This window comes from Amycolatopsis mediterranei (genome assembly GCF_026017845.1).
GTDB lineage: Bacteria > Actinomycetota > Actinomycetes > Mycobacteriales > Pseudonocardiaceae > Amycolatopsis > Amycolatopsis mediterranei.
Genome location: NZ_CP100416.1, coordinates 8,741,589 through 8,758,156 on the forward strand (window position 1 = coordinate 8,741,589; position 16,568 = coordinate 8,758,156).

Annotated in this window: 17 protein-coding genes; 4 read left to right on the forward strand and 13 right to left on the reverse strand. The window is 71.7% G+C overall.

Features of this window, described 5'->3' with window-relative positions; all coding sequences use genetic code 11:
- Window positions 1-165 precede the first annotated feature (165 nt).
- The 4 genes from ISP_RS39330 to ISP_RS39345 all read left to right on the forward strand — a co-directional run bounded on the left by ISP_RS39330 (window position 166) and on the right by ISP_RS39345 (window position 5,492).
- Window positions 166-1,368 (forward strand): helix-turn-helix domain-containing protein, encoded by a 1,203-nt coding sequence (locus ISP_RS39330; protein WP_013229359.1) that lies wholly within the window; start codon window positions 166-168, stop codon window positions 1,366-1,368.
- A 405-nt stretch (window positions 1,369-1,773) separates the two neighbouring features.
- The gene (locus ISP_RS39335) at window positions 1,774-2,691 is read left to right on the forward strand and encodes an alpha/beta fold hydrolase (RefSeq protein ID WP_013229360.1); all 918 of its coding nucleotides are present in this window, start codon (window positions 1,774-1,776) and stop codon (window positions 2,689-2,691) included.
- Between the two features lie 216 nt (window positions 2,692-2,907).
- Window positions 2,908-4,272 (forward strand): helix-turn-helix domain-containing protein, encoded by a 1,365-nt coding sequence (locus tag ISP_RS39340; RefSeq protein WP_013229361.1) that lies wholly within the window; start codon window positions 2,908-2,910, stop codon window positions 4,270-4,272.
- Between the two features lie 26 nt (window positions 4,273-4,298).
- Entirely contained in the window at window positions 4,299-5,492 is a 1,194-nt protein-coding gene (locus ISP_RS39345; RefSeq protein ID WP_013229362.1) for a PucR family transcriptional regulator, read from the forward strand.
- A gap of 108 nt (window positions 5,493-5,600) precedes the next feature.
- On the opposite strand, the gene ISP_RS39350 is transcribed toward ISP_RS39345, so the two are convergent.
- Genes ISP_RS39350 through ISP_RS39410 form a run of 13 tightly spaced genes read right to left on the reverse strand, consistent with a single transcriptional unit; the run spans window position 5,601 to window position 16,567 of the window.
- A complete protein-coding gene (locus ISP_RS39350) occupies window positions 5,601-6,728 on the reverse strand; it encodes a KR domain-containing protein (protein ID WP_013229363.1) in 1,128 nt (375 codons plus the stop codon).
- Window positions 6,722-6,886 carry a hypothetical protein gene (locus tag ISP_RS39355; protein WP_014467657.1) on the reverse strand — a complete coding sequence of 55 codons (165 nt, stop codon included), beginning with the start codon at window positions 6,884-6,886 and terminating at the stop codon, window positions 6,722-6,724. Before ISP_RS39355 ends, ISP_RS39350 begins: the two co-directional genes overlap by 7 nt.
- Window positions 6,887-6,901: 15 nt before the next feature.
- Window positions 6,902-7,477, reverse strand: a complete 576-nt coding sequence (locus ISP_RS39360) for a membrane protein (protein WP_013229364.1) — start codon at window positions 7,475-7,477, stop codon at window positions 6,902-6,904.
- Window positions 7,474-7,971, reverse strand: coding sequence for a hypothetical protein (locus tag ISP_RS39365; RefSeq protein ID WP_013229365.1), 498 nt, complete (start codon window positions 7,969-7,971; stop codon window positions 7,474-7,476). The genes ISP_RS39360 and ISP_RS39365 overlap by 4 nt, the downstream gene beginning before the upstream one ends.
- A complete protein-coding gene (locus ISP_RS39370) occupies window positions 7,968-9,074 on the reverse strand; it encodes an MlaD family protein (RefSeq protein ID WP_013229366.1) in 1,107 nt (368 codons plus the stop codon). Before ISP_RS39370 ends, ISP_RS39365 begins: the two co-directional genes overlap by 4 nt.
- Window positions 9,074-10,045 carry an MCE family protein gene (locus ISP_RS39375; RefSeq protein ID WP_013229367.1) on the reverse strand — a complete coding sequence of 324 codons (972 nt, stop codon included), beginning with the start codon at window positions 10,043-10,045 and terminating at the stop codon, window positions 9,074-9,076. Before ISP_RS39375 ends, ISP_RS39370 begins: the two co-directional genes overlap by 1 nt.
- Entirely contained in the window at window positions 10,042-11,040 is a 999-nt protein-coding gene (locus ISP_RS39380; RefSeq protein ID WP_013229368.1) for an MCE family protein, read from the reverse strand. The genes ISP_RS39375 and ISP_RS39380 overlap by 4 nt, the downstream gene beginning before the upstream one ends.
- A complete protein-coding gene (locus ISP_RS39385) occupies window positions 11,040-12,035 on the reverse strand; it encodes an MCE family protein (RefSeq protein WP_013229369.1) in 996 nt (331 codons plus the stop codon). The genes ISP_RS39380 and ISP_RS39385 overlap by 1 nt, the downstream gene beginning before the upstream one ends.
- Window positions 12,032-13,048 (reverse strand): MCE family protein, encoded by a 1,017-nt coding sequence (locus ISP_RS39390; RefSeq protein ID WP_013229370.1) that lies wholly within the window; start codon window positions 13,046-13,048, stop codon window positions 12,032-12,034. The genes ISP_RS39385 and ISP_RS39390 overlap by 4 nt, the downstream gene beginning before the upstream one ends.
- Window positions 13,045-14,235 carry an MCE family protein gene (locus tag ISP_RS39395; protein ID WP_013229371.1) on the reverse strand — a complete coding sequence of 397 codons (1,191 nt, stop codon included), beginning with the start codon at window positions 14,233-14,235 and terminating at the stop codon, window positions 13,045-13,047. Before ISP_RS39395 ends, ISP_RS39390 begins: the two co-directional genes overlap by 4 nt.
- Complete coding sequence (locus ISP_RS39400) at window positions 14,232-15,047, reverse strand: MlaE family ABC transporter permease (protein ID WP_013229372.1); 816 nt, start codon at window positions 15,045-15,047, stop codon at window positions 14,232-14,234. Before ISP_RS39400 ends, ISP_RS39395 begins: the two co-directional genes overlap by 4 nt.
- Window positions 15,048-15,842 (reverse strand): MlaE family ABC transporter permease, encoded by a 795-nt coding sequence (locus ISP_RS39405; protein ID WP_013229373.1) that lies wholly within the window; start codon window positions 15,840-15,842, stop codon window positions 15,048-15,050. It lies immediately after the preceding gene.
- Window positions 15,839-16,567 (reverse strand): hypothetical protein, encoded by a 729-nt coding sequence (locus ISP_RS39410; RefSeq protein ID WP_014467659.1) that lies wholly within the window; start codon window positions 16,565-16,567, stop codon window positions 15,839-15,841. The genes ISP_RS39405 and ISP_RS39410 overlap by 4 nt, the downstream gene beginning before the upstream one ends.
- Window position 16,568: the final 1 nt, after the last annotated feature.

Consider the following 16,568-nt stretch of genomic DNA (forward strand, 5'->3'; position numbering starts at 1 on the left):
CTCCGCTGGAATGGGCGCCCCGAAAATACTGACACGGAGCGTAGAACGCGCACCCGTCCGTGTCAAAAGGACGGGTGCGCGTCACCCTTTCCGGGAACCGATCGTTGATTTTTCAGTGACACATGCGTCGGATACGCTCGGCGCACACTCGCACTCGAAGGGGGATTGGTGGTCGAGTACCGCAGCTTTCGCCTGCTGGCCTCGCTGCCGCGCGCGCTCGGCGCGGGATTGCGCCCGCACGTCGGGCACGCGGCGGCCTCGATGATCCAGGAGGTGCAGCGCACGGTGCCGGCCTACGGCCAGCCGCTGAAGGGCGTGTTCGGCAAGGTCCTGGTGAAGAGCGTCCAGTTCGCGGTGCAGCACTGCATCGATTCGATGGGCGAGCCGGCGCTGCCCCACGAGCACTGGATCGAGTTCTACCGCGGCCGCGGCCGGATCGAGTTCACCGAAGGCCGCAACCTCGACGCGCTGCAGGACAGCGCCACGATCGGGGCCCGGGTGGCCTGGCGCGCGATGCACCAGGGGGTGGTCGCCGCCGGCGTCGACCCGGCCGTCATCTCGGTCGCCGCGGAGGCGATCTTCGCCTACGTCGACGAGCTGTGCGCCACCGCGATCGAGGGGTACCAGCAGACGCAGGCCGAGGCCGACGGCGCCGTCCCGGTCCGGCGGAGGCGGCTGCTGGAGCTGATCGCCGGGGCCCCGGAAGGCGCGGCGAGCAGCATCGCGGGCCTGGCGGGCGGCGCGGGCTGGCCGCTGCCGGAGACGGCGGCGATGGTGGCCCTCGAACGCGGCCCCGACGCGGCGGACTTCCCCGCCGACCTGCTCGGCGACGGCGTCCTGGCCGACCTCGACGGCCCCGAGCCGTACCTGCTGACCCGCGACCCGGACGCCGACCTGGCCCCCTTGGCGGCCAAGCTCGACGGCTGGCGGGCGGCGGTCTCCCCGACGGTCCCGCTGGCCGACGCCCCGGCCGCGCTGCGCACGGCACGGCGGGCGCTGCTGCTGTCCGGCCCGGACGTCCCCGGCCCGATCATCTGGTGCCGCGACCACCTCGCGACGCTCTGGCTGCTCGCGGAGGACTTCCTGGCGGCCGAGCTGGCCCGGCAAAGCTTGGACCCGTTCGCTTCGCTGAGCGAGAAGCAGCGGGACAGGCTGGGCGAAACCCTGCTGGCCTGGCTGGAGACGCGGGGAGGCGCACCCGAGATCGCGCAGCGTCTCGGCGTCCACCCGCAGACGGTCCGCAACCGCCTGCGGCAGCTGGAGGAGCTGTTCGGAGACCGGCTGAAGGACGCCGACGACCGGCTGGGCATGCAGCTGGCCCTGCGTGCGCAACGGCTGATGCGCGCCCACCGGCCCCCGGAAGGCTGACCACAACGGGGCCGCCGCAGGTCAGCGAGCGCACGCCGCCGGCGGGCCGGCCGGTGCCACCGCCACGCCGGCACAGCGGGCCAGCCTGCTCATCGGCATCGGCAGCACCCGCCGCCACGGCCGGCGGCCCGGCCACCGCGGGCGCGGCCGCTGGGGAATCAAATGGAAACTCGCGCGGCAGGACATCAGCGCGTCCGGTGCGTCATTGCGACCATGCCCCGAGGATTACCGGATACCGCCGGAATGTCGATACGCATTCCCGGTGACGCCGCGAAAACCCGCATGCGCCGCCATATTTACGCAATCTTTCTTGTCACCCGCGTCCGTGATTCCCCGGCGGTGGCGTTCACCACATCCGCGGGGTCGGCCGGATGCCTGATTTCGGGTCCGCGAGAAAGGCCGCCCATGACCGTCAGGACCCTCACCCTGCGCGGCCGCCGCATCCGGCTGCACGAGCACCTGCCCTCCGCGGACGCCGGCGACGAAGCGGTCGTGCTGCTGCACGGGATCGCCGGCAGCGCCGAAACCTGGGCCCCGCTGCCGGCGCGGTGCGCCGCCCTCGGCCGCCGCGTGCCGGCGCCCCATCTGCCCGGCCACGGCGAATCCGAGGCCCCGCGCGCGGACTACGGCCTCGGCGCGATGGCGAGCACCGTGCGGGACGTCCTCGCCGTGTCCGGGGTGCGGCACGCGAGGGTCGCCGGGCACTCGCTCGGCGGCGGCATCGCGCTGCAGTTCGCCTACCAGGTCCCGGAAATGTGCGACCGGCTCGTGCTCGTCGGCAGCGCCGGGCTCGGCCCGGAAGTGAGCCCGGCGCTGCGGGCCGCCGCCCTGCCGGGCGCACCGGCCACATTGGCCATCGCCGTCAACCGGGTGACGCTCGCCCTCGCCCGGGCCGCGGCCCGGCTCGGACGGCGGCTCGGCGGTTCGCTCGGGCCCGAAACCCGGGAACTGGCCCGGCATTTCGGCTCGCCGGCCGACCCCGCGCGGCGGCGGGCGTTCCTGTTCATCGCGCGCAGCCTGATCGACCTGCGGGGCCGGCGCGCGAGCGCCGTGGACAAGCTCTACCTGGCCGAAGCGGTGCCCGTGCTGCTGGTCTGGGGCGCCCGTGACCCGCTCATCCCGGTGGCCCACGGGCACCGGACGGCCGCGCTGCTGCCGGACAGCCACTTGACCGTGCTGGAAAACGTGAAACACTTTCCGCACGTGGCCGACCCGGACCGGTTCTGCGCGCTGCTCAACGAGTTCCTCTCGGAGACCGCACCCGCCCGGCTGACCCTCGACGACGTCGTCACGCGGCTGACAACCGCGGAACGGCCTCGCTGAAAAGTTGTCACGCGCGCACCATTCGCGCGCGCCGGAAGTGTCACGTCCTCTCGCGACGTTCCACCCGTTCGGGTGTAGTCCGGACGGGTTACCGCAAAGTCAGCGGGCAACCCGTTGACAGTGCCGTTCGCGCGAAATTATGTTGCCTGAGCCACAAAAACCGGATCGGCGTTCCCGCCGACGGGGCCGATTTTGTTGCCAGCAAGGATAAAACACATGCCCGAGTTGGACACCGTGGACACCGGATTCGCCGCCCCCGCCCTGCGGGCCGGACGGCCGAACCCCGGCGAGCGCACGCCCGGACCGGCCTACCGGCAGCAGTCCGTGTCGGCCGACCGGCCCCGGCCCGGCTACCCGCCCGCGCCGCGCACCCCGGCGGATCCCCGGCCCGGGCGTGCGTCCGGCGCGATCGGCCTGTGGGCGTCCCTGCCGCGCGAGCTGGCGATCCGCTTCAAACCGCGGGTCGACCCGCTCGCCCGTGCCATCCTGCAGGAGGTGCAGCGGGCGGTGCCCGAGTACCGCCGGCCGCTGGAAGGCGCGTTCGGGCACATCATCACGCAGGGTGTCCGGCAGTCGATCATCCAGTGCCTCGACAGTGTCGGCACGCCCGGCGCGGTGCCGCTCGAGACGTGGACGACCGTGTTCCGCAACCTCGGCAAGATCGAGTTCAACGAGGGCCGCAGCCTCGACTGCCTGCAGACCGCCTACCGGGTGGGCGGGCGGGTCGCGTGGCGGCACATCAGCGAGTTCGGGCAGGCCGCCGGCGTCGCCGCGGACACGCTGTGCACCAGCGCCGAAGCCATTTTCGCCTACGTCGACGAGATCTCGGCGCTGTCGATCGAGGGCTACACGGCGGCGCAGACGCGCGCCGCGGGCACCCGCGCCCGCCGCCGCCGACGGCTGCTGGAGCTGCTGCTCGCCGACCCGCCGTCCGCGCCGCAGACCATCACCGCGCAGGCCGCCACGGCGCAGTGGCCGCTGCCGGCCGAAGTCACCGTCGTCGCCCTCGAACCCCGCGCCGACCAGCACAGCTTGACCGCGCCGGACCTGCACTCCGACGTCCTCGTCGACCTCGAGGGCAGCGAGCCGTGCCTGGTCACCGGCGACCCGGACCGGCACCTGAAGAACCTCGCCGAGCGGCTGCCGGGCTGGCGCGCGGTGATCGGGCCGACCGTGCGGCTCACCGACGCGCCGCGCTCGCTGCTCTGGGCGCGCCGCACGCTGAAGCTGCTCCAGCGCGACGTGCTGCCGGACGCGCCGGTGACCCGCTGCACCGACCACCTGTCCACGCTGTGGCTGCTCGCCGACGAGTTCCTCGTCCGCGAACTGTGCGCGCGCAGCCTGCAGCCGTTCAAGGACCTGACGCCGAAGCAGCGGGCGCGGCTCGGCGAGACGTTGCTGATCTGGCTGCAGTCCCGCGGCAGCGCCCCCGAAATCGCGAAGAAGCTCAAGGTGCACCCGCAAACCGTCCGGTACCGCATGCACCAGCTCATCGATCTGTTCGGCGACCGGCTCGACAACGCCGACGACCGGCTCGACATGGAGATCGCGCTGCGGGCGGAGGCTCTTCTCGGTTCCTGAGTCCCCTTCAACGACGAGGTGGGTCAATGACGGGATCGCCCGTCGAGACGGCCTTCGGGCCGATGCTGAGCGGCGACGGCCGGCCGGGGCAGCTGTGGGCCATGCTCCCCCGCGAGCTGGCCGCGGTGTTCCGGCCGCGGCTGCTCGACGTCGCCGACGAGGTGCTGCGCGAGATCCAGCGGACCATCCCGGACTACGCGCGGCCCCTCGACGGGGCGTTCGGCAAGGCGCTGCGGGCCGGCGTCCAGGCGGCGATCCTGCAGTTCATCGACCGGATCGCCGCGTCGGGGCCGGTGCCGGACGAGCGGCGCAAGGTGTTCGTCGGGCTCGGCGTGCACGAGCTCGCGCAGGGCCGCAACCTCGACGTCCTGCAGGCCGCGTACCGGGTCGGCGCGCGGGTGACCTGGCGGCGGATGGCGGAGGTGGGCACGCGGGCCGGCGTGCCGTCGGCGACGCTGTGCCTGCTGGCCGAGGCGATCTTCGCCTACATCGACGAGCTGTCCGCGCTGTCGATCGAGGGGCACGCGGCGGCCCAGGCGCGGGCGGCCGGCGCACTGGAACGGCGTCGCCGCCGGCTGCTGGACCTGTTGCTGGCCGACCCGCCGTCGCCGTCACGGACGGTGCAGGAAGCCGCGACGGCGGCGGAGTGGCCGTTGCCGCACCGGCTCGTCGCGGTGGCGCTCGACGGGGCCGCCGACGTCACCGGGCTGAACGCGCTCGAGGACCTCGAAGACGGGACCCCGCGGCTGCTGCTGCCGGCACCCGAGGACCGCCGCGCGCTGACGGCGGCCTTGGCCGGCCACCGGGCGGCGGTCGGGCCGCCGGTGCCGCCGCGCCAGGCGGGCCGGTCGCTGGCGACGGCGCAGGAGGCGTTGCGTCTCGTGGCCGACGTCCTCCCGGACGAGCCGCTGACGTGGTGTGAAGACCACCTCGCGACGCTGTGGCTGCGCAAGGAGCCGTTCCTCGTGACGGAGGTGTCCCGCCGCCGCCTGGCCCCGCTGACGGCGTTGACCCCGAAGCAGTACAACCGCCTGGCCCCCACGCTGCTCGCGTGGCTGGAGACGTGCGGCAACGTCCGCGAGGTCGCCGACCGCCTCGCGATCCACCCCCAGACGGTCCGCGCCCGCGCCCAGGAGCTGGAAACCCTCTTCGCCGACCACCTCCGCAACCCGGACGACCGCTTCGAGATGATCCTCGCCCTCCGCGCCACCCTCCCCTGACATCGTGTCGTCCGTCCAGGTACGCGTGTCGTCCGTTCCGGTCCGGTACGGGATGGACGACACGCGTACGCAGGCGGACGACACGCGTACGCAGATGGACGACACGGGTCAGAGGGTGGAGAAGTAGGGGCGGGGGAGGTCGGGGAGGCGGGCGGTGCCGAGCTGGACGATCGTCGCGGGGAGACCGCGGGTGCGGCGCCAGGCGGCGAAGGCCTCCAGCCAGGCGTCCGCCGTGGCGCGGGACGTTTCGCCCGGGGCGCCCGCCAAGGCCGTGGCCGACGTGCCCAGCAGCCACCAGTCCGGCGGAGTTTCGGCGGTCGCCTCGTGCAGCCGTCGCGCGCCCAGGACGCCGTGCCGCCAGCCGGCCGACGGGTCGTCGGTGAGGACGCCTGCCGCGTGCACGATCCCGCGCAATGGGAGGCCGTCCGCCGTGGCGGCCGCGATCAGCCGCTCCGCGACGCCGGGCTCGGCGATGTCGCCGGGGATCACCACAGCGTCGGACGCGCCCGAGCGTGGTCCACAAAGGACTATCCGGGTGGCGCCCGTGTCTGCCAGCCACCGCGCGGTCGTGGGCCCGAGGCCGCCGGTGACCACGTACGCCCCGGGCCCGGCCGCCACCTCGACGGCGAACGGCACCCGGGCCAGCCGCGCCGCGTACCGGACGTCGTGCCGCCAGCGCACTTCGTCGTCCGGTGCGTCCGACCGCAGCTCGCGCACCAGGACGTCCACATCGGACCGCGCGTCGAAGTCGACCAGGCTGGCCCGCAGCTGCGGGCGTTCGACCGCGAGCACCCGCACCAGCCCGCGCAGGAACACCAGCCCCGGCTCGCCGGCCGCCTGCGTGACCAGGTGGAACCGCACGCCGGAACCGAGGCGGGCGACCACCGACAGCACCGAAAGCAGCAGCTCCTGCGCGGCCTCGGGATCGTGGTAGGCGTACGGCGACCCGGTGAGGAAGACGACGCCGCGCACCGGCCGTTCGGCCAGGAACCCGGGCAGCTCGTCGAGGTCGTCACGCGGCAGCGACAGCGCGTCGTCCCCCGCCGCGGCCAGCGCCAGTGCCAGCGCGACGGCCCGGCCGAGCGCCGCCGGGTGCTCGTCGGTGAGCAGCAGCCACGCGCCCGGCCCGTACGGCGCCACCGGCGGCAGCGGCACCTCGGGCCAGGTCACCTCGAACGACGAGGTGGCGAACGGGAGGCCCGTCGACAGCGCCCGCTCCGCCGGCCCGGTCACCACCGGCCGTCCCCGGTGACGAGAGCGCAGAACACCCGCGCGGGCACTCGCCGTCCGTCGCGGTCGACGATCGCGACCAGCCGGCCGACCGGGTGTCCACAAGCGACCAGAGCGGTTGCCTCCGCGACGACGTAACACGCCCGCAGCTCGAAGAGGGTCATGTGTCCTCGGTTTTCTCAGTCGGCGGACATCCCGGTGACGCGCCACTTCCCGGCGACGCGCTCGGCCGTGACGCTCAGCTGGGCGGCGCCGGTGCTGCGCTGCCCGTCCCCTCTCGTCCCGGTCTGGTCGAGGAACACCAGCAGCGCCGCGCGGTCGCCGTCCAGGAGCTTCACCCCGGACGCGACGGCGGTGGAGGTGACCACGAGCCGCTGCTCGGCGGCCAGCTTGCGGACCTGGCCGAAGAGCTGTTCGTACTGCGCGAGCGCGGGCCCGGTGAGGACGTCCTTCGCGGCCTGTTCGCTCTTGGCCGGATCGTCGTAGCGGTAGGAGAACACCGTGCCGAGCGCGGCGCTGATCTGCTTTCCGGCGTCCGCGGTGCCGGCGACGTCGGACAGCGCGCTGTTGTGCGCGACGACGGCGTTCGTGCTCCGCGCTTCGAGCGTGAACCACCCGGCGAGCGCGGCCATCACGACGGCGACCGCGGCGAGCACCAGTGGCGCTCGGCGACGCGGCTCGGGATCCGGCGCGGGTTCCGGTTCGTGGTGCCGTCCCGCGACCTTCACGATTCGCTTCTTCGTCGGAACCGTCATGGTGCCTCCCCCACGGGAACCTGCCCGAGGCCGGTGACGCGCCAGCCGCCCGGCCCGCGCGTCAGGTCGGCCTGGAACCGGTTGCGCTTGGTCACGGCGTCCCCGCCGTCGGGCGCCACGACCAGTTCGACCGCGGCGATCAGCTTCGCCGTGCCTGCACCGGTGTCCACTTCGGTCACCGCAGCGTCGGTCACCTTCCCGGTCGTGACCGTCTTCGCCTGCGCGATCCGGTCGAGACTGCCCTGCCGGTCGGCCGCCAGCTCGTCGTGCAGCGCGCCACCGGAAAGGTCCAGCCAGTGCTGGTACCCGGGCGCGGCCTGCCGGTAGTCCAAAGTGGTCAGCCCGGCGACCGCCGTCCGGCCCGCCTGCAAGGCTTCTTCCCGGACGACTGCGCGGGCGACACCGTCGTCGTGCGCCGCCTGCCACCAGGTGAACCCCGACCACCCGGCCGCGACGGTCGCCAAGACCGCGGCCAGCGCAGCGAAAATCCTCACGGCCGTCCTCCCGGTGCGTTCTGCGAGCCCCGCACGTTCGTCGGGTCGCCCTTCGGCAGCGCACAGCGCGCGGCCGTGTTCAGTGGCCGGACCGACGTGTCGAGGCCGTCGCGGTACGGCGTCGTGTACCCGGTGGTGCACGGTGGTGGATCGAAGAAAGTCAGCGATAGTCCGATGTGGACGCCGTCCGGCCGCACGATCGCGCCGGCCGCAGCGACCGCCTGCGGCGCGGTGATCAGCAGCTGGCGCAGGCCGTCCCGGCGAGCTTCCAGGACGTCCGCGGTGGTCAGCAGGTTCGCCAGGAGCACGCCCAGGTTCGGGCCGGAGTCGCGGATCAGCGCGCTGACCTCGTTCGCGGCCGCGGGGACCGCCGGGATCAGCGTGCGTAGGTCGCCGTCGGACGACTTCAACGTCGAGGCCAGCAGTTTCGCGTTGGCGCCGAACTCGCGGATCGCGCCGGCCTGCTGCACCTGCGTGTCGAGAACCGTGTGGGCGTCGGTGACGAACCGGGTCAGCGGCGCGACGTGCGCGCTCGCCGCCTGCACGAACTCGATGCCGCGGCCGACCAGCTGGTCCAGCGCCGGGCCGGCGTCGGACGTCGCGTTGTACAGCTCGTCGACGACCGTGCGCAGCGCGGGTTTCGGCACCGAGTTCGCGAATGAGTCCACAGTAGACAGAACGACGTCGACCGGCAGCGGGATCTTCGTGTCCGCCTGGGTGATCACCGAGCCCTCGTGCAGCTTCGGCCCGCCGTCGGTGCGCGGCCGCAGGTCGACGTACTGCTCGCCGACGGCCGACCGGTCGGCGACGACGGCTTCGGTGTCGGCCGGGACGGGCGCGGTCCCGGAGTCGATCTCGAGGTCGGCTTCCATCCCGGCCGGGGTGAGCCGCAGCTCGCCGACGCGGCCGATCGGCACCCCGCGGTAGGTGACCTCGGCGTTGGTGAAGATGCCGCCACCGGTCGGGAACTGCGCGGTGACGGTGTAACCGCGGTCGAAGAACACCTTGTCGAGGCCGGCGTAGGTGGCCCCGACGTAGGCGACGCCGACGACGGCGATGACGACGAAGAGCGTCACCTGCACGCGCACGAACCGGGTCAGCATCAGTGGCCCGCCGCGAGGAAGCCGTTGAGGTAGTCGCCGCGGATCGTGTCCAGGGCGGCGTCCGGGAACGGGAAGGTGAAGATCATCTCCATCGCCTTGGGCAGCTTGTCGCCGGCATCGGCCAGCCGCCGCAGCAGCGGTTCCAGCGCGCGCAGGTCGGCGACCAGGTCGTCTTTGCTGCGATTCACCGTGTCCACGGCGACCGACGTCAGCCCGTCCAGCGACTTGAGCATCCCGACCAGTGCTTCCCGCTGCTGGTTGAGGACGCCGATGCCGGGCGTGAGGCCGTTCAGCGTGGTCGTGACCCGGTCGGTGTGCGCGTTCAGCGTGGCCGCCAGCTTGTTGACGCTCTCGATGGCCCTGGTGATCTCGTTCCGGTGCTCGTCGAGCCCTTGCACAAAGGTGTCCAAATTGGACAAGAGTGAGCGGGCCGCGGTTTCCTTGCCGCCGAGGGCGTCGTTCAGCTCGTGGCTGATGTTCTGGACCTGCGCGACGCCGCCGCCGTTGAGCAGCAGCGACAGCGCCCCGAAGACCTCCTCGATCTCGGGCGTCAACGTCGAACGATCGAGCGGGATGGCCGCGCCGTCGAGGAGCCGGCCCGACGGCGTCGCGTCGTCCGGCGGAGCGAGTTCGACGAACTTCTCGCCGAGGATGCTGGCCTGCCGCAGCCGGGCGACGGCGTTGCCCGGCAGGTCGACGTCGCCGTTGAGCAGCAGGTCGACGACCGCGCTGTGCCCGTCGGGGGCCAGCTCGACCCGAACGACCTGGCCGACCGGGACGTCGTTGACCTTGACCCCGGACTGCGGCACCAGGTCCAGCACGTTCGTGAAGCTCGCGGTCACGTGGATCGGGTGGTCGCCGAGCGCGGCGCCGCCGGGCAGCGGGATGTCGTAGACGCTCACCCCGCTGCCGCAGCCGGTGGTGACCAGCGCGAGCGTCACCACGGCGGTGAGCTTGACCAGGGACTTCATTTCGGCTCCGCGAATTCGAGGAGGTTGCCGCGGCCGTCGATGGTCCCGTTCGCCTGGTCGTAGGCACCCAGGAGGTTCGTCAGGGCGTTCGGGGCCGCGTCGAGCGCCTCGGCGAGGGAGTCCTTCTGGTTCACGAGCACCTTCGTGACGTCGGCCAGCTTGTCCACATCGGACTGGACCTTGCCGCGGTTGTCCTTGATGAACCCCTGCACGACGCTCAGCGCCTGGGTCAGTTCGGTCAGCGCGCCGGAGAACTGGTCTCGCTGGTCGGCCAGTACCTTGCTGAGCGACGCGATCTGCGAGATGGCCTGCTTGACCTGGCCGTCGTTGGCCGCGAGCATCGCGGTGAACTTGCTGATGTTGTCCACCGAATTGAACAGGTCGTCCTTCGAGTCGCTCGCCGTGCGGGCGAACTCGCCGAGGTTTTTGATCGCCGTGCCGATGGTCTTTCCCGTGCCGTTCAGGTAGTCCGCCGAGCGGGTCAGGACGTCGCTGACCGCGCCGTCCTTGTTGGCGCCCTGCGGTCCGAGCGCGGACATCAGCTGGTTGAGGCTGTGCAGCAGGTCGTCGACCTCGACCGGCGTCGCGGTGCGCTCGCGAGGGATCGACGCGCCGCCGGCCAGCTGCGGCCCGCCGCGGTAGACGGGCGTGAGCTGCACGTACCGGTCGGCGACCAGGCTCGGCGTGATGACGACGGCCCCGGCGTCCGCGGGCAGCGGCACGCCGGGCCGCAGCGTCATGGTCACCTTGACGTCGGTGCCGTTAGGCTCCACTTTGGACACCGAGCCGATGGCGACGCCGAGGACGCGGACGTCGGAGTCGGGATAGATACCGACGGCGGCGGCGAAGTACGCGGTCAGGGTCCGCTCACGCGGGGCGGTCGCGATCGGCCACGCGGCCGAGACCATGAGCGCGAGGACGACGCCGAGGGTGAGAGCCCGCAGCCGCGTCCGTCGGCGCGCCTGAGCGCCCAGGTCGGCGAGGTGGTGCGCCATCAGCGTCCCCCGTTCTTCGGCGGCTGGCAGCTGCCCGGCGTGGTGCCGGTCGGGATCAGGCCGCAGATGTAGGTGTCGATCCACCGGCCGTTGCCGACGGCGTTGCCGAGCAGCCGGTAGAACGGGCCGGCCAGGCGGAGGCTGTCCTCCAGCTTTCCCTGGTTGCGCTGGAGCACCCCGGCCACGCGGTCGAGCTGGTCGAGCGCCGGCCCCAGGGTTTTCTGGTTTTCCGCGACGAGCCCACGCAGCTGGATCGCGAGGTTCTTGATGCCGGTGAACAGCTTCGCGATGGCGTCCTTGCGGGCGTTGAGCTCGGTGAGCAGCGTGTTGCCGTCGCGGATCAGGGCCTGGATCTGGTCGGAGCGCTCCCCGAGCGTCTTCGACACCTGGTTGGTGTTCTGGAACAGCTTGACCAGCTCGTCGTCGCGGGAGGCCAGCGTTTGCGACAGGGCGGCGATCCCGGTGAACGCCGTCTTGACGTCGCTGGGGGCCGACGCGCCGAGCGTGTCAGACAGCACCCGGAACGCCTGCGCGAGCTGGTCGGTGTCGATCGCCCCGACCGTGCTCGCCAGGTCGTTGAAGACCGCGGTGACGTCGTAGGGCGAGCTCGTGCGTTCGGCGGGGATCGGCTGATCGGGGTTCAGCTCCCCGTTGCCGACCGGGTCGAGCACGAGGTTCTTCTGCCCGAGCAGGGTCTTGATCTTGATCGCCGCCGTGGTCCGGTCGCCGACCCAGGTTTCGCGAACCCGGAACAGCACCTCGACGTGGTCGCCGGCCAGCCGGACGTCGGTGACCTCGCCGACCTTCACCCCGGCGACGCGGACCTCGTCGTTCGGCCTCAGCCCGGCGGCCTCGTGGAACTCGGCCCGGTAGGTGGTGCCGCCGCCGATGACCGGCAGGTCGTCGGAAAAGAACGTGGCGCCGCCGATCAGCGCCATGACCAGCGCGGTCACCGCGCCGACGGCGATCGGGTTGCGGCTGCGGAACGGCTTCACCGGCACCTCGCAGCCGTCACGGGAATGCCGGGTGGGGGGCCGCCCGGCGCCGGTTTCGCGTCGGTCTTCACCGCGCACAGGTAGAAGTTCGCCCACGAGCCGTAGGAGAAGAGCGTGCCGATCCGGTCGAGCTTCTTCGGCAGGTTGTCGAGGAACTGCTGGAACACCGGGGTGTTGTCGGCCAGGTTCTTCGACAGGTCGCCGAGCGCGGCGACGCTGTCCTTGAGCGGCTGCCGGCCCTGCTCGAGCAGCCCGGCGGTCGCCGTGGTCAGCTCGCCGAGGCCGCCGATGGCCTGGCCGATCGGCCGGGCGTCGGCGGCGAGGCCGGTGACCAGCTGGGCGGTGGTGTCGACGAGCGTGTCGAACTGGTCGCCCTGGGCGTTCAGCGTGTCGAGCACCGTGTTGAGGTTGCCGATCACCTGGCCGATCAGCGCGTCCTTGCCGGCGAGGGTGGAGGTCAGCGACGCCGTGTGCCGCAGCAGGCTGTCGATCGTGCTGCCCTCCCCCTGCAGGACCTGGATGATCTCGAACGACAGCTGGTTGACGTCGTTCGGCGACAGCGCCTGGAAGAGCGGCTTGAAGCCGTTGAACAGCGCGGTGAGGTCGAGCGCCGGCTTGGTCTTTTCCAGCGGGATCTGCGCGCCTTCGGCCAGCGTCGAGGACGTGTCGGTGGCGCCGGGGTCGACCGAGAGGTACCGCTGCCCGACGAGGTTGCGGTAGCGGATGGTGACCGAGGCCGACGCGGTGAGCCGGTGCGTGCGCCCGACCGAGAACCCGACGTCGGCGAGGCGGTGTTCGACGACCCGCACCGAGTCGACCTGCCCGATCCGGACGCCGGCCATCCGGACCTCGTCACCGCGGTTGACCGACGTCGCGTCGGTGAACCGGGCGGTGTAGCCGATCGTCGCCCCGACGTTCGAGTTGGCGATCGTGACCGCGAGCACGGCGGTCGCGGCCGCGGTGACCAGGAAGAAGATCAGGCCCTTGACGTCGGGTCCGGCGACGCTCCTCATCGGACGGTCACCTCCGTCCCGCGCAGCGCCGGTCCGATGAGGACACTGGCCCAGTCCGGCACGTCACCCAGCGCCGGCCGCAGGAGCTCGGCGACGAGCTGCCGCTCACTCGGCGAGTTCGCGGGCCCCAGGTCACCATCGGCGGCAGCCGCCGCTCCGCCGCCGTAGCACTTCGGCCCGCCGGTCGCGTCGAACCGCGGGGTGTCCCGGCCGGGGACGTACTTCTCGCGCGCGTCCTGGACGGTGAGCGTCACGTGCAGGCCCGGCTCGTTCGTGCCCTTGCCGAGGGCCTTCTCCATCAGCGGCTTGAGCCGGTTGACCGCGTCGAACAGGCACGGGAACTCCGGCGAATAGCGCGACAGCAGTTCCAGCGTCGGCCGGCTCGCCGCCGAGACGCCGATGAGGTTGTCCTTGTTCTTCCGCAGGAACTCGTTCAGGTGCCCGGTGGCGCTGGTCACGCTCGTGTACAGGTTGTCGAGGTCGGCGCGGGTGTCCACGATGGTCTTCGCGGTCGTCGACAGATCGCTCAGCGCCTGCAGGATGTCCGGCGCGGCTCCCGTGTAGACGTCGGCCGCGTCCGCCAGTGCGGTGACGTCGGCCTTGAACTGCGGCATCAGCGGGTTCAGCTGCCCGAGGAGGTCCTGCAGCTGGACGAAGCTGTCGCCCAGTGGCTTGCCGCGGTGGTCGAGGGCCTGCGAGATCGCGCCGAGCGAGCTGTTCAGCTTCTGCGGCTGGACCGCGCGCAGCAGCGGCAGCAAGTCGCCGAGCACGCGTTCCAGCTCGATGGCGTTGGTGGAGCGGTCCTGCGCGATGACGTCTCCGGCGCGAAGCTTCCCTTGTGGACTGTCCGGCAGCACGAGGTTGACGTACCGCTCGCCGAACACCGTCTTCGGCAGCAGCCGGGCGGACACGTTCCCCGGCAGCAGCCCGATCTTGGCCGGTTCGAGGGCGAGGTCGATCTCGGCGCCGGCGCGCGTGCTGCGCACCGCCCGGACCTCGCCGAACGGGACGCCCTTGACCTTGACCTCCGCGGTCGGCGCGAGCTGGTTGCCGACGCGGTCGGCCCGCAGCGTCACCAGCTCGGCGTCGTCGAAGTCCTTGTCGTAGATGGCCACCGCGAGCCAGCCGAGCAGGACCAGCACGCCGAGGAAGGCGACCCCGGCGAGCTGCGTGCGGAACCGGCTCATCCGGACACCTTCACCGTGGTCGTCGCACCCCAGATGGCCAGCGAAAGGAACAGGTCGAGCACGCTGATCAGCACGATCGACGTCCGCACGGCCCGCCCGACCGCGACGCCGACCCCGGCCGGGCCGCCACTGGCGCGGTAGCCGTAGAAGCAGTGCGTCAGGATCACGCCGACGCTGAAGACCAGCACTTTGCCGAACGACCACAGCACGTCACCGGGCGGCAGGAACAACGTGAAGTAGTGGTCGTAGGTGCCACCGGACTGTCCGAAGAAGACGACTGTGGTGAGCCGCGAGCCGAGGTAGGAGATCAGCAGGCCGATCACGTAGAGCGGGATGATGGCGATGAACCCGGCGACGATCCGGGTGGTGACCAGGTACGGCATGCTCCGCACGGCCATCACTTCGAGGGCGTCGATCTCTTCGGAGATCCGCATCGCGCCCAGCTGGGCGGTGAAGCCACTGCCCACAGTGGACGAAAGTGCGAGCCCGGCGACGAGCGGCGCGATCTCGCGCGTGTTGAAGTACGCCGTCAGGAAGCCGGTCATCGCCGAGATGTTGATCTGGTTCAGCGCGCTGAAGCCCTGCAGTCCCACGGTGACGCCGGTGAACACGCACAGGCCGACCATCACGCCGATCGTGCCGCCGATCACCGCGAGGGCGCCGCTGCCGAACGTCACTTCGGCCAGCAGCCGCACGACTTCGCGGAAGTAGCGCGTCACGGCGAGCGGGACGGCGGCGAGCGCGCGGACGTAGAACAGCAGCTGGTCGCCGAGGTCGAACAGCCGGTCGCCGGGTTTGCCGAGGATGGCCACTCAGGTTCCCTTCGCCGGGACCAGCTGCAGGTACAGCGCGGTGAGCACGGTGTTGACGAAGAACAGCAGCAGGAACGTGATGACGACGGACTGGTTGACGACGTCGCCGACGCCCTTGGGGCCGCCCTTCGGGTTGAGACCGCGGTAGGCCGCGACGACCCCGGCGAGGTAGCCGAAGATGACGGCTTTGATCGAGCTGACGACGAGGTCGGGCAGCTGCGCGAGGGCGTTGAAGCTGGCCAGGTAGGCGCCCGGGGTGCCGCCCTGGATGATCACGCCGAAGAAGTAGCCGCCGAGCACGCCGACCACGCTGACCAGGCCGTTCAGCAGCACGGACACCCCGACGGCGGCCTGCACGCGCGGCACGACCAGCCGGTGGATCGGCGAGACGCCGAGCACCTCCATCGCGGCGATCTCCTCGCGGATGCTGCGCGCGCCGAGATCGGCGCAGATGGCGCTGCCGCCCGCGCCGGCGATGATCAGCGTCGTCACGATCGGGCTGGCCTGCTGCACGACGGCCAGCACGCTCGCCGCGCCGTTGAACTGCTGGGCGCCGATCTGGCTGGTGAGCGAGCCGAGCTGCAGCGAAATGACCGCGCCGAACGGGATGGAGACCAGGATCGCCGGCGTGATGGAGACGCTGGCGATGAACCAGAACTGCAGGACGAACTCCCGCACCTGGTACGGGCGGCGGAGCATGGCGAGCAGGACGTCGAGGCCCATCGCGCACATCCGGCCGAACTCGCGCAGGCCGTTCGCGGCCTTCTGCGGCGCTTCGCTGAGGAAGGTCGTCATGGCTGCTTGCACCCGGTGCTGAAGCAGCGCAGCGTGAGGTTCGAGACGAAGGTGTTGCCCGGTCCCGAAACCAGGCCGGTGAGCAGGCGGCTGACGTCCTCGTGCCCGACGCACCCGCCGAACGCGGGTGTGGTGAAGGTCGACGTCACCTTCACCGGCGACGCCGGCAGCGAAATCGGGACCAGCGCCTTGATGGTGACCGCCGCTGGCTGGGCCGTCCGGCAGTCCGGGCCGACGTCGAGGGGCCGTCCATCCACTTTGACGTCCGAGAGCTTGATGAACACCTTCGCGGTCAGGTCCGTGTCGGCGCAGATGTTGGTCTGGGTGGCCTTGCAGTCCTTGTCCTTGCCCGTGTGCACGGTGGCCGTTCCCGAAGCATCGCCGTCCGGGACGATCTCGACCCGGCCGGTGGTGGCCATGAACCGGAACGCGACGAAGTAGCCGTCGGTGGGCGGGATGGCCAGCTTCCCGGTGATCGGCACGGTGCTGGTGAGGCCGCCCAGTGCGCCGTCGAAGGTGCCCGGCGGGAAGGCGATGTCGGAGCCGAGCTTGGCCACGTGGCTCGTGGTCGGCTGCTGCGCGTCCCCGAGGGTGAACCCGAACGGGATCTGCGTGGCCGGGGCGTTTTGGCTGGGCACGGGCTCGCCCGGCGCGGCTTCCGCGGCGCCGAGCGAGAACGCGGCCACTGCCAGCACGAGCGGCAGTGCAAATCGGGTCAGGGTCATC

Bases quoted from the DNA above. Each gene is read 5' to 3' on its own strand.
- ISP_RS39380 (WP_013229368.1), bottom strand. From the start codon at position 11,040: ATGGCGCACCACCTCGCCGACCTGGGCGCTCAGGCGCGCCGACGGACG.
- ISP_RS39360 (WP_013229364.1), bottom strand. From the start codon at position 7,477: ATGACGGTTCCGACGAAGAAGCGAATCGTGAAGGTCGCGGGACGGCAC.
- ISP_RS39335 (WP_013229360.1), top strand. From the start codon at position 1,774: ATGACCGTCAGGACCCTCACCCTGCGCGGCCGCCGCATCCGGCTGCAC.
- ISP_RS39370 (WP_013229366.1), bottom strand. From the start codon at position 9,074: ATGCTGACCCGGTTCGTGCGCGTGCAGGTGACGCTCTTCGTCGTCATC.
- ISP_RS39390 (WP_013229370.1), bottom strand. From the start codon at position 13,048: ATGAGGAGCGTCGCCGGACCCGACGTCAAGGGCCTGATCTTCTTCCTG.
- ISP_RS39405 (WP_013229373.1), bottom strand. From the start codon at position 15,842: ATGACGACCTTCCTCAGCGAAGCGCCGCAGAAGGCCGCGAACGGCCTG.
- ISP_RS39375 (WP_013229367.1), bottom strand. From the start codon at position 10,045: ATGAAGTCCCTGGTCAAGCTCACCGCCGTGGTGACGCTCGCGCTGGTC.
- ISP_RS39410 (WP_014467659.1), bottom strand. From the start codon at position 16,567: ATGACCCTGACCCGATTTGCACTGCCGCTCGTGCTGGCAGTGGCCGCG.
- ISP_RS39345 (WP_013229362.1), top strand. From the start codon at position 4,299: ATGACGGGATCGCCCGTCGAGACGGCCTTCGGGCCGATGCTGAGCGGC.
- ISP_RS39395 (WP_013229371.1), bottom strand. From the start codon at position 14,235: ATGAGCCGGTTCCGCACGCAGCTCGCCGGGGTCGCCTTCCTCGGCGTG.
- ISP_RS39355 (WP_014467657.1), bottom strand. From the start codon at position 6,886: ATGACCCTCTTCGAGCTGCGGGCGTGTTACGTCGTCGCGGAGGCAACC.
- ISP_RS39340 (WP_013229361.1), top strand. From the start codon at position 2,908: ATGCCCGAGTTGGACACCGTGGACACCGGATTCGCCGCCCCCGCCCTG.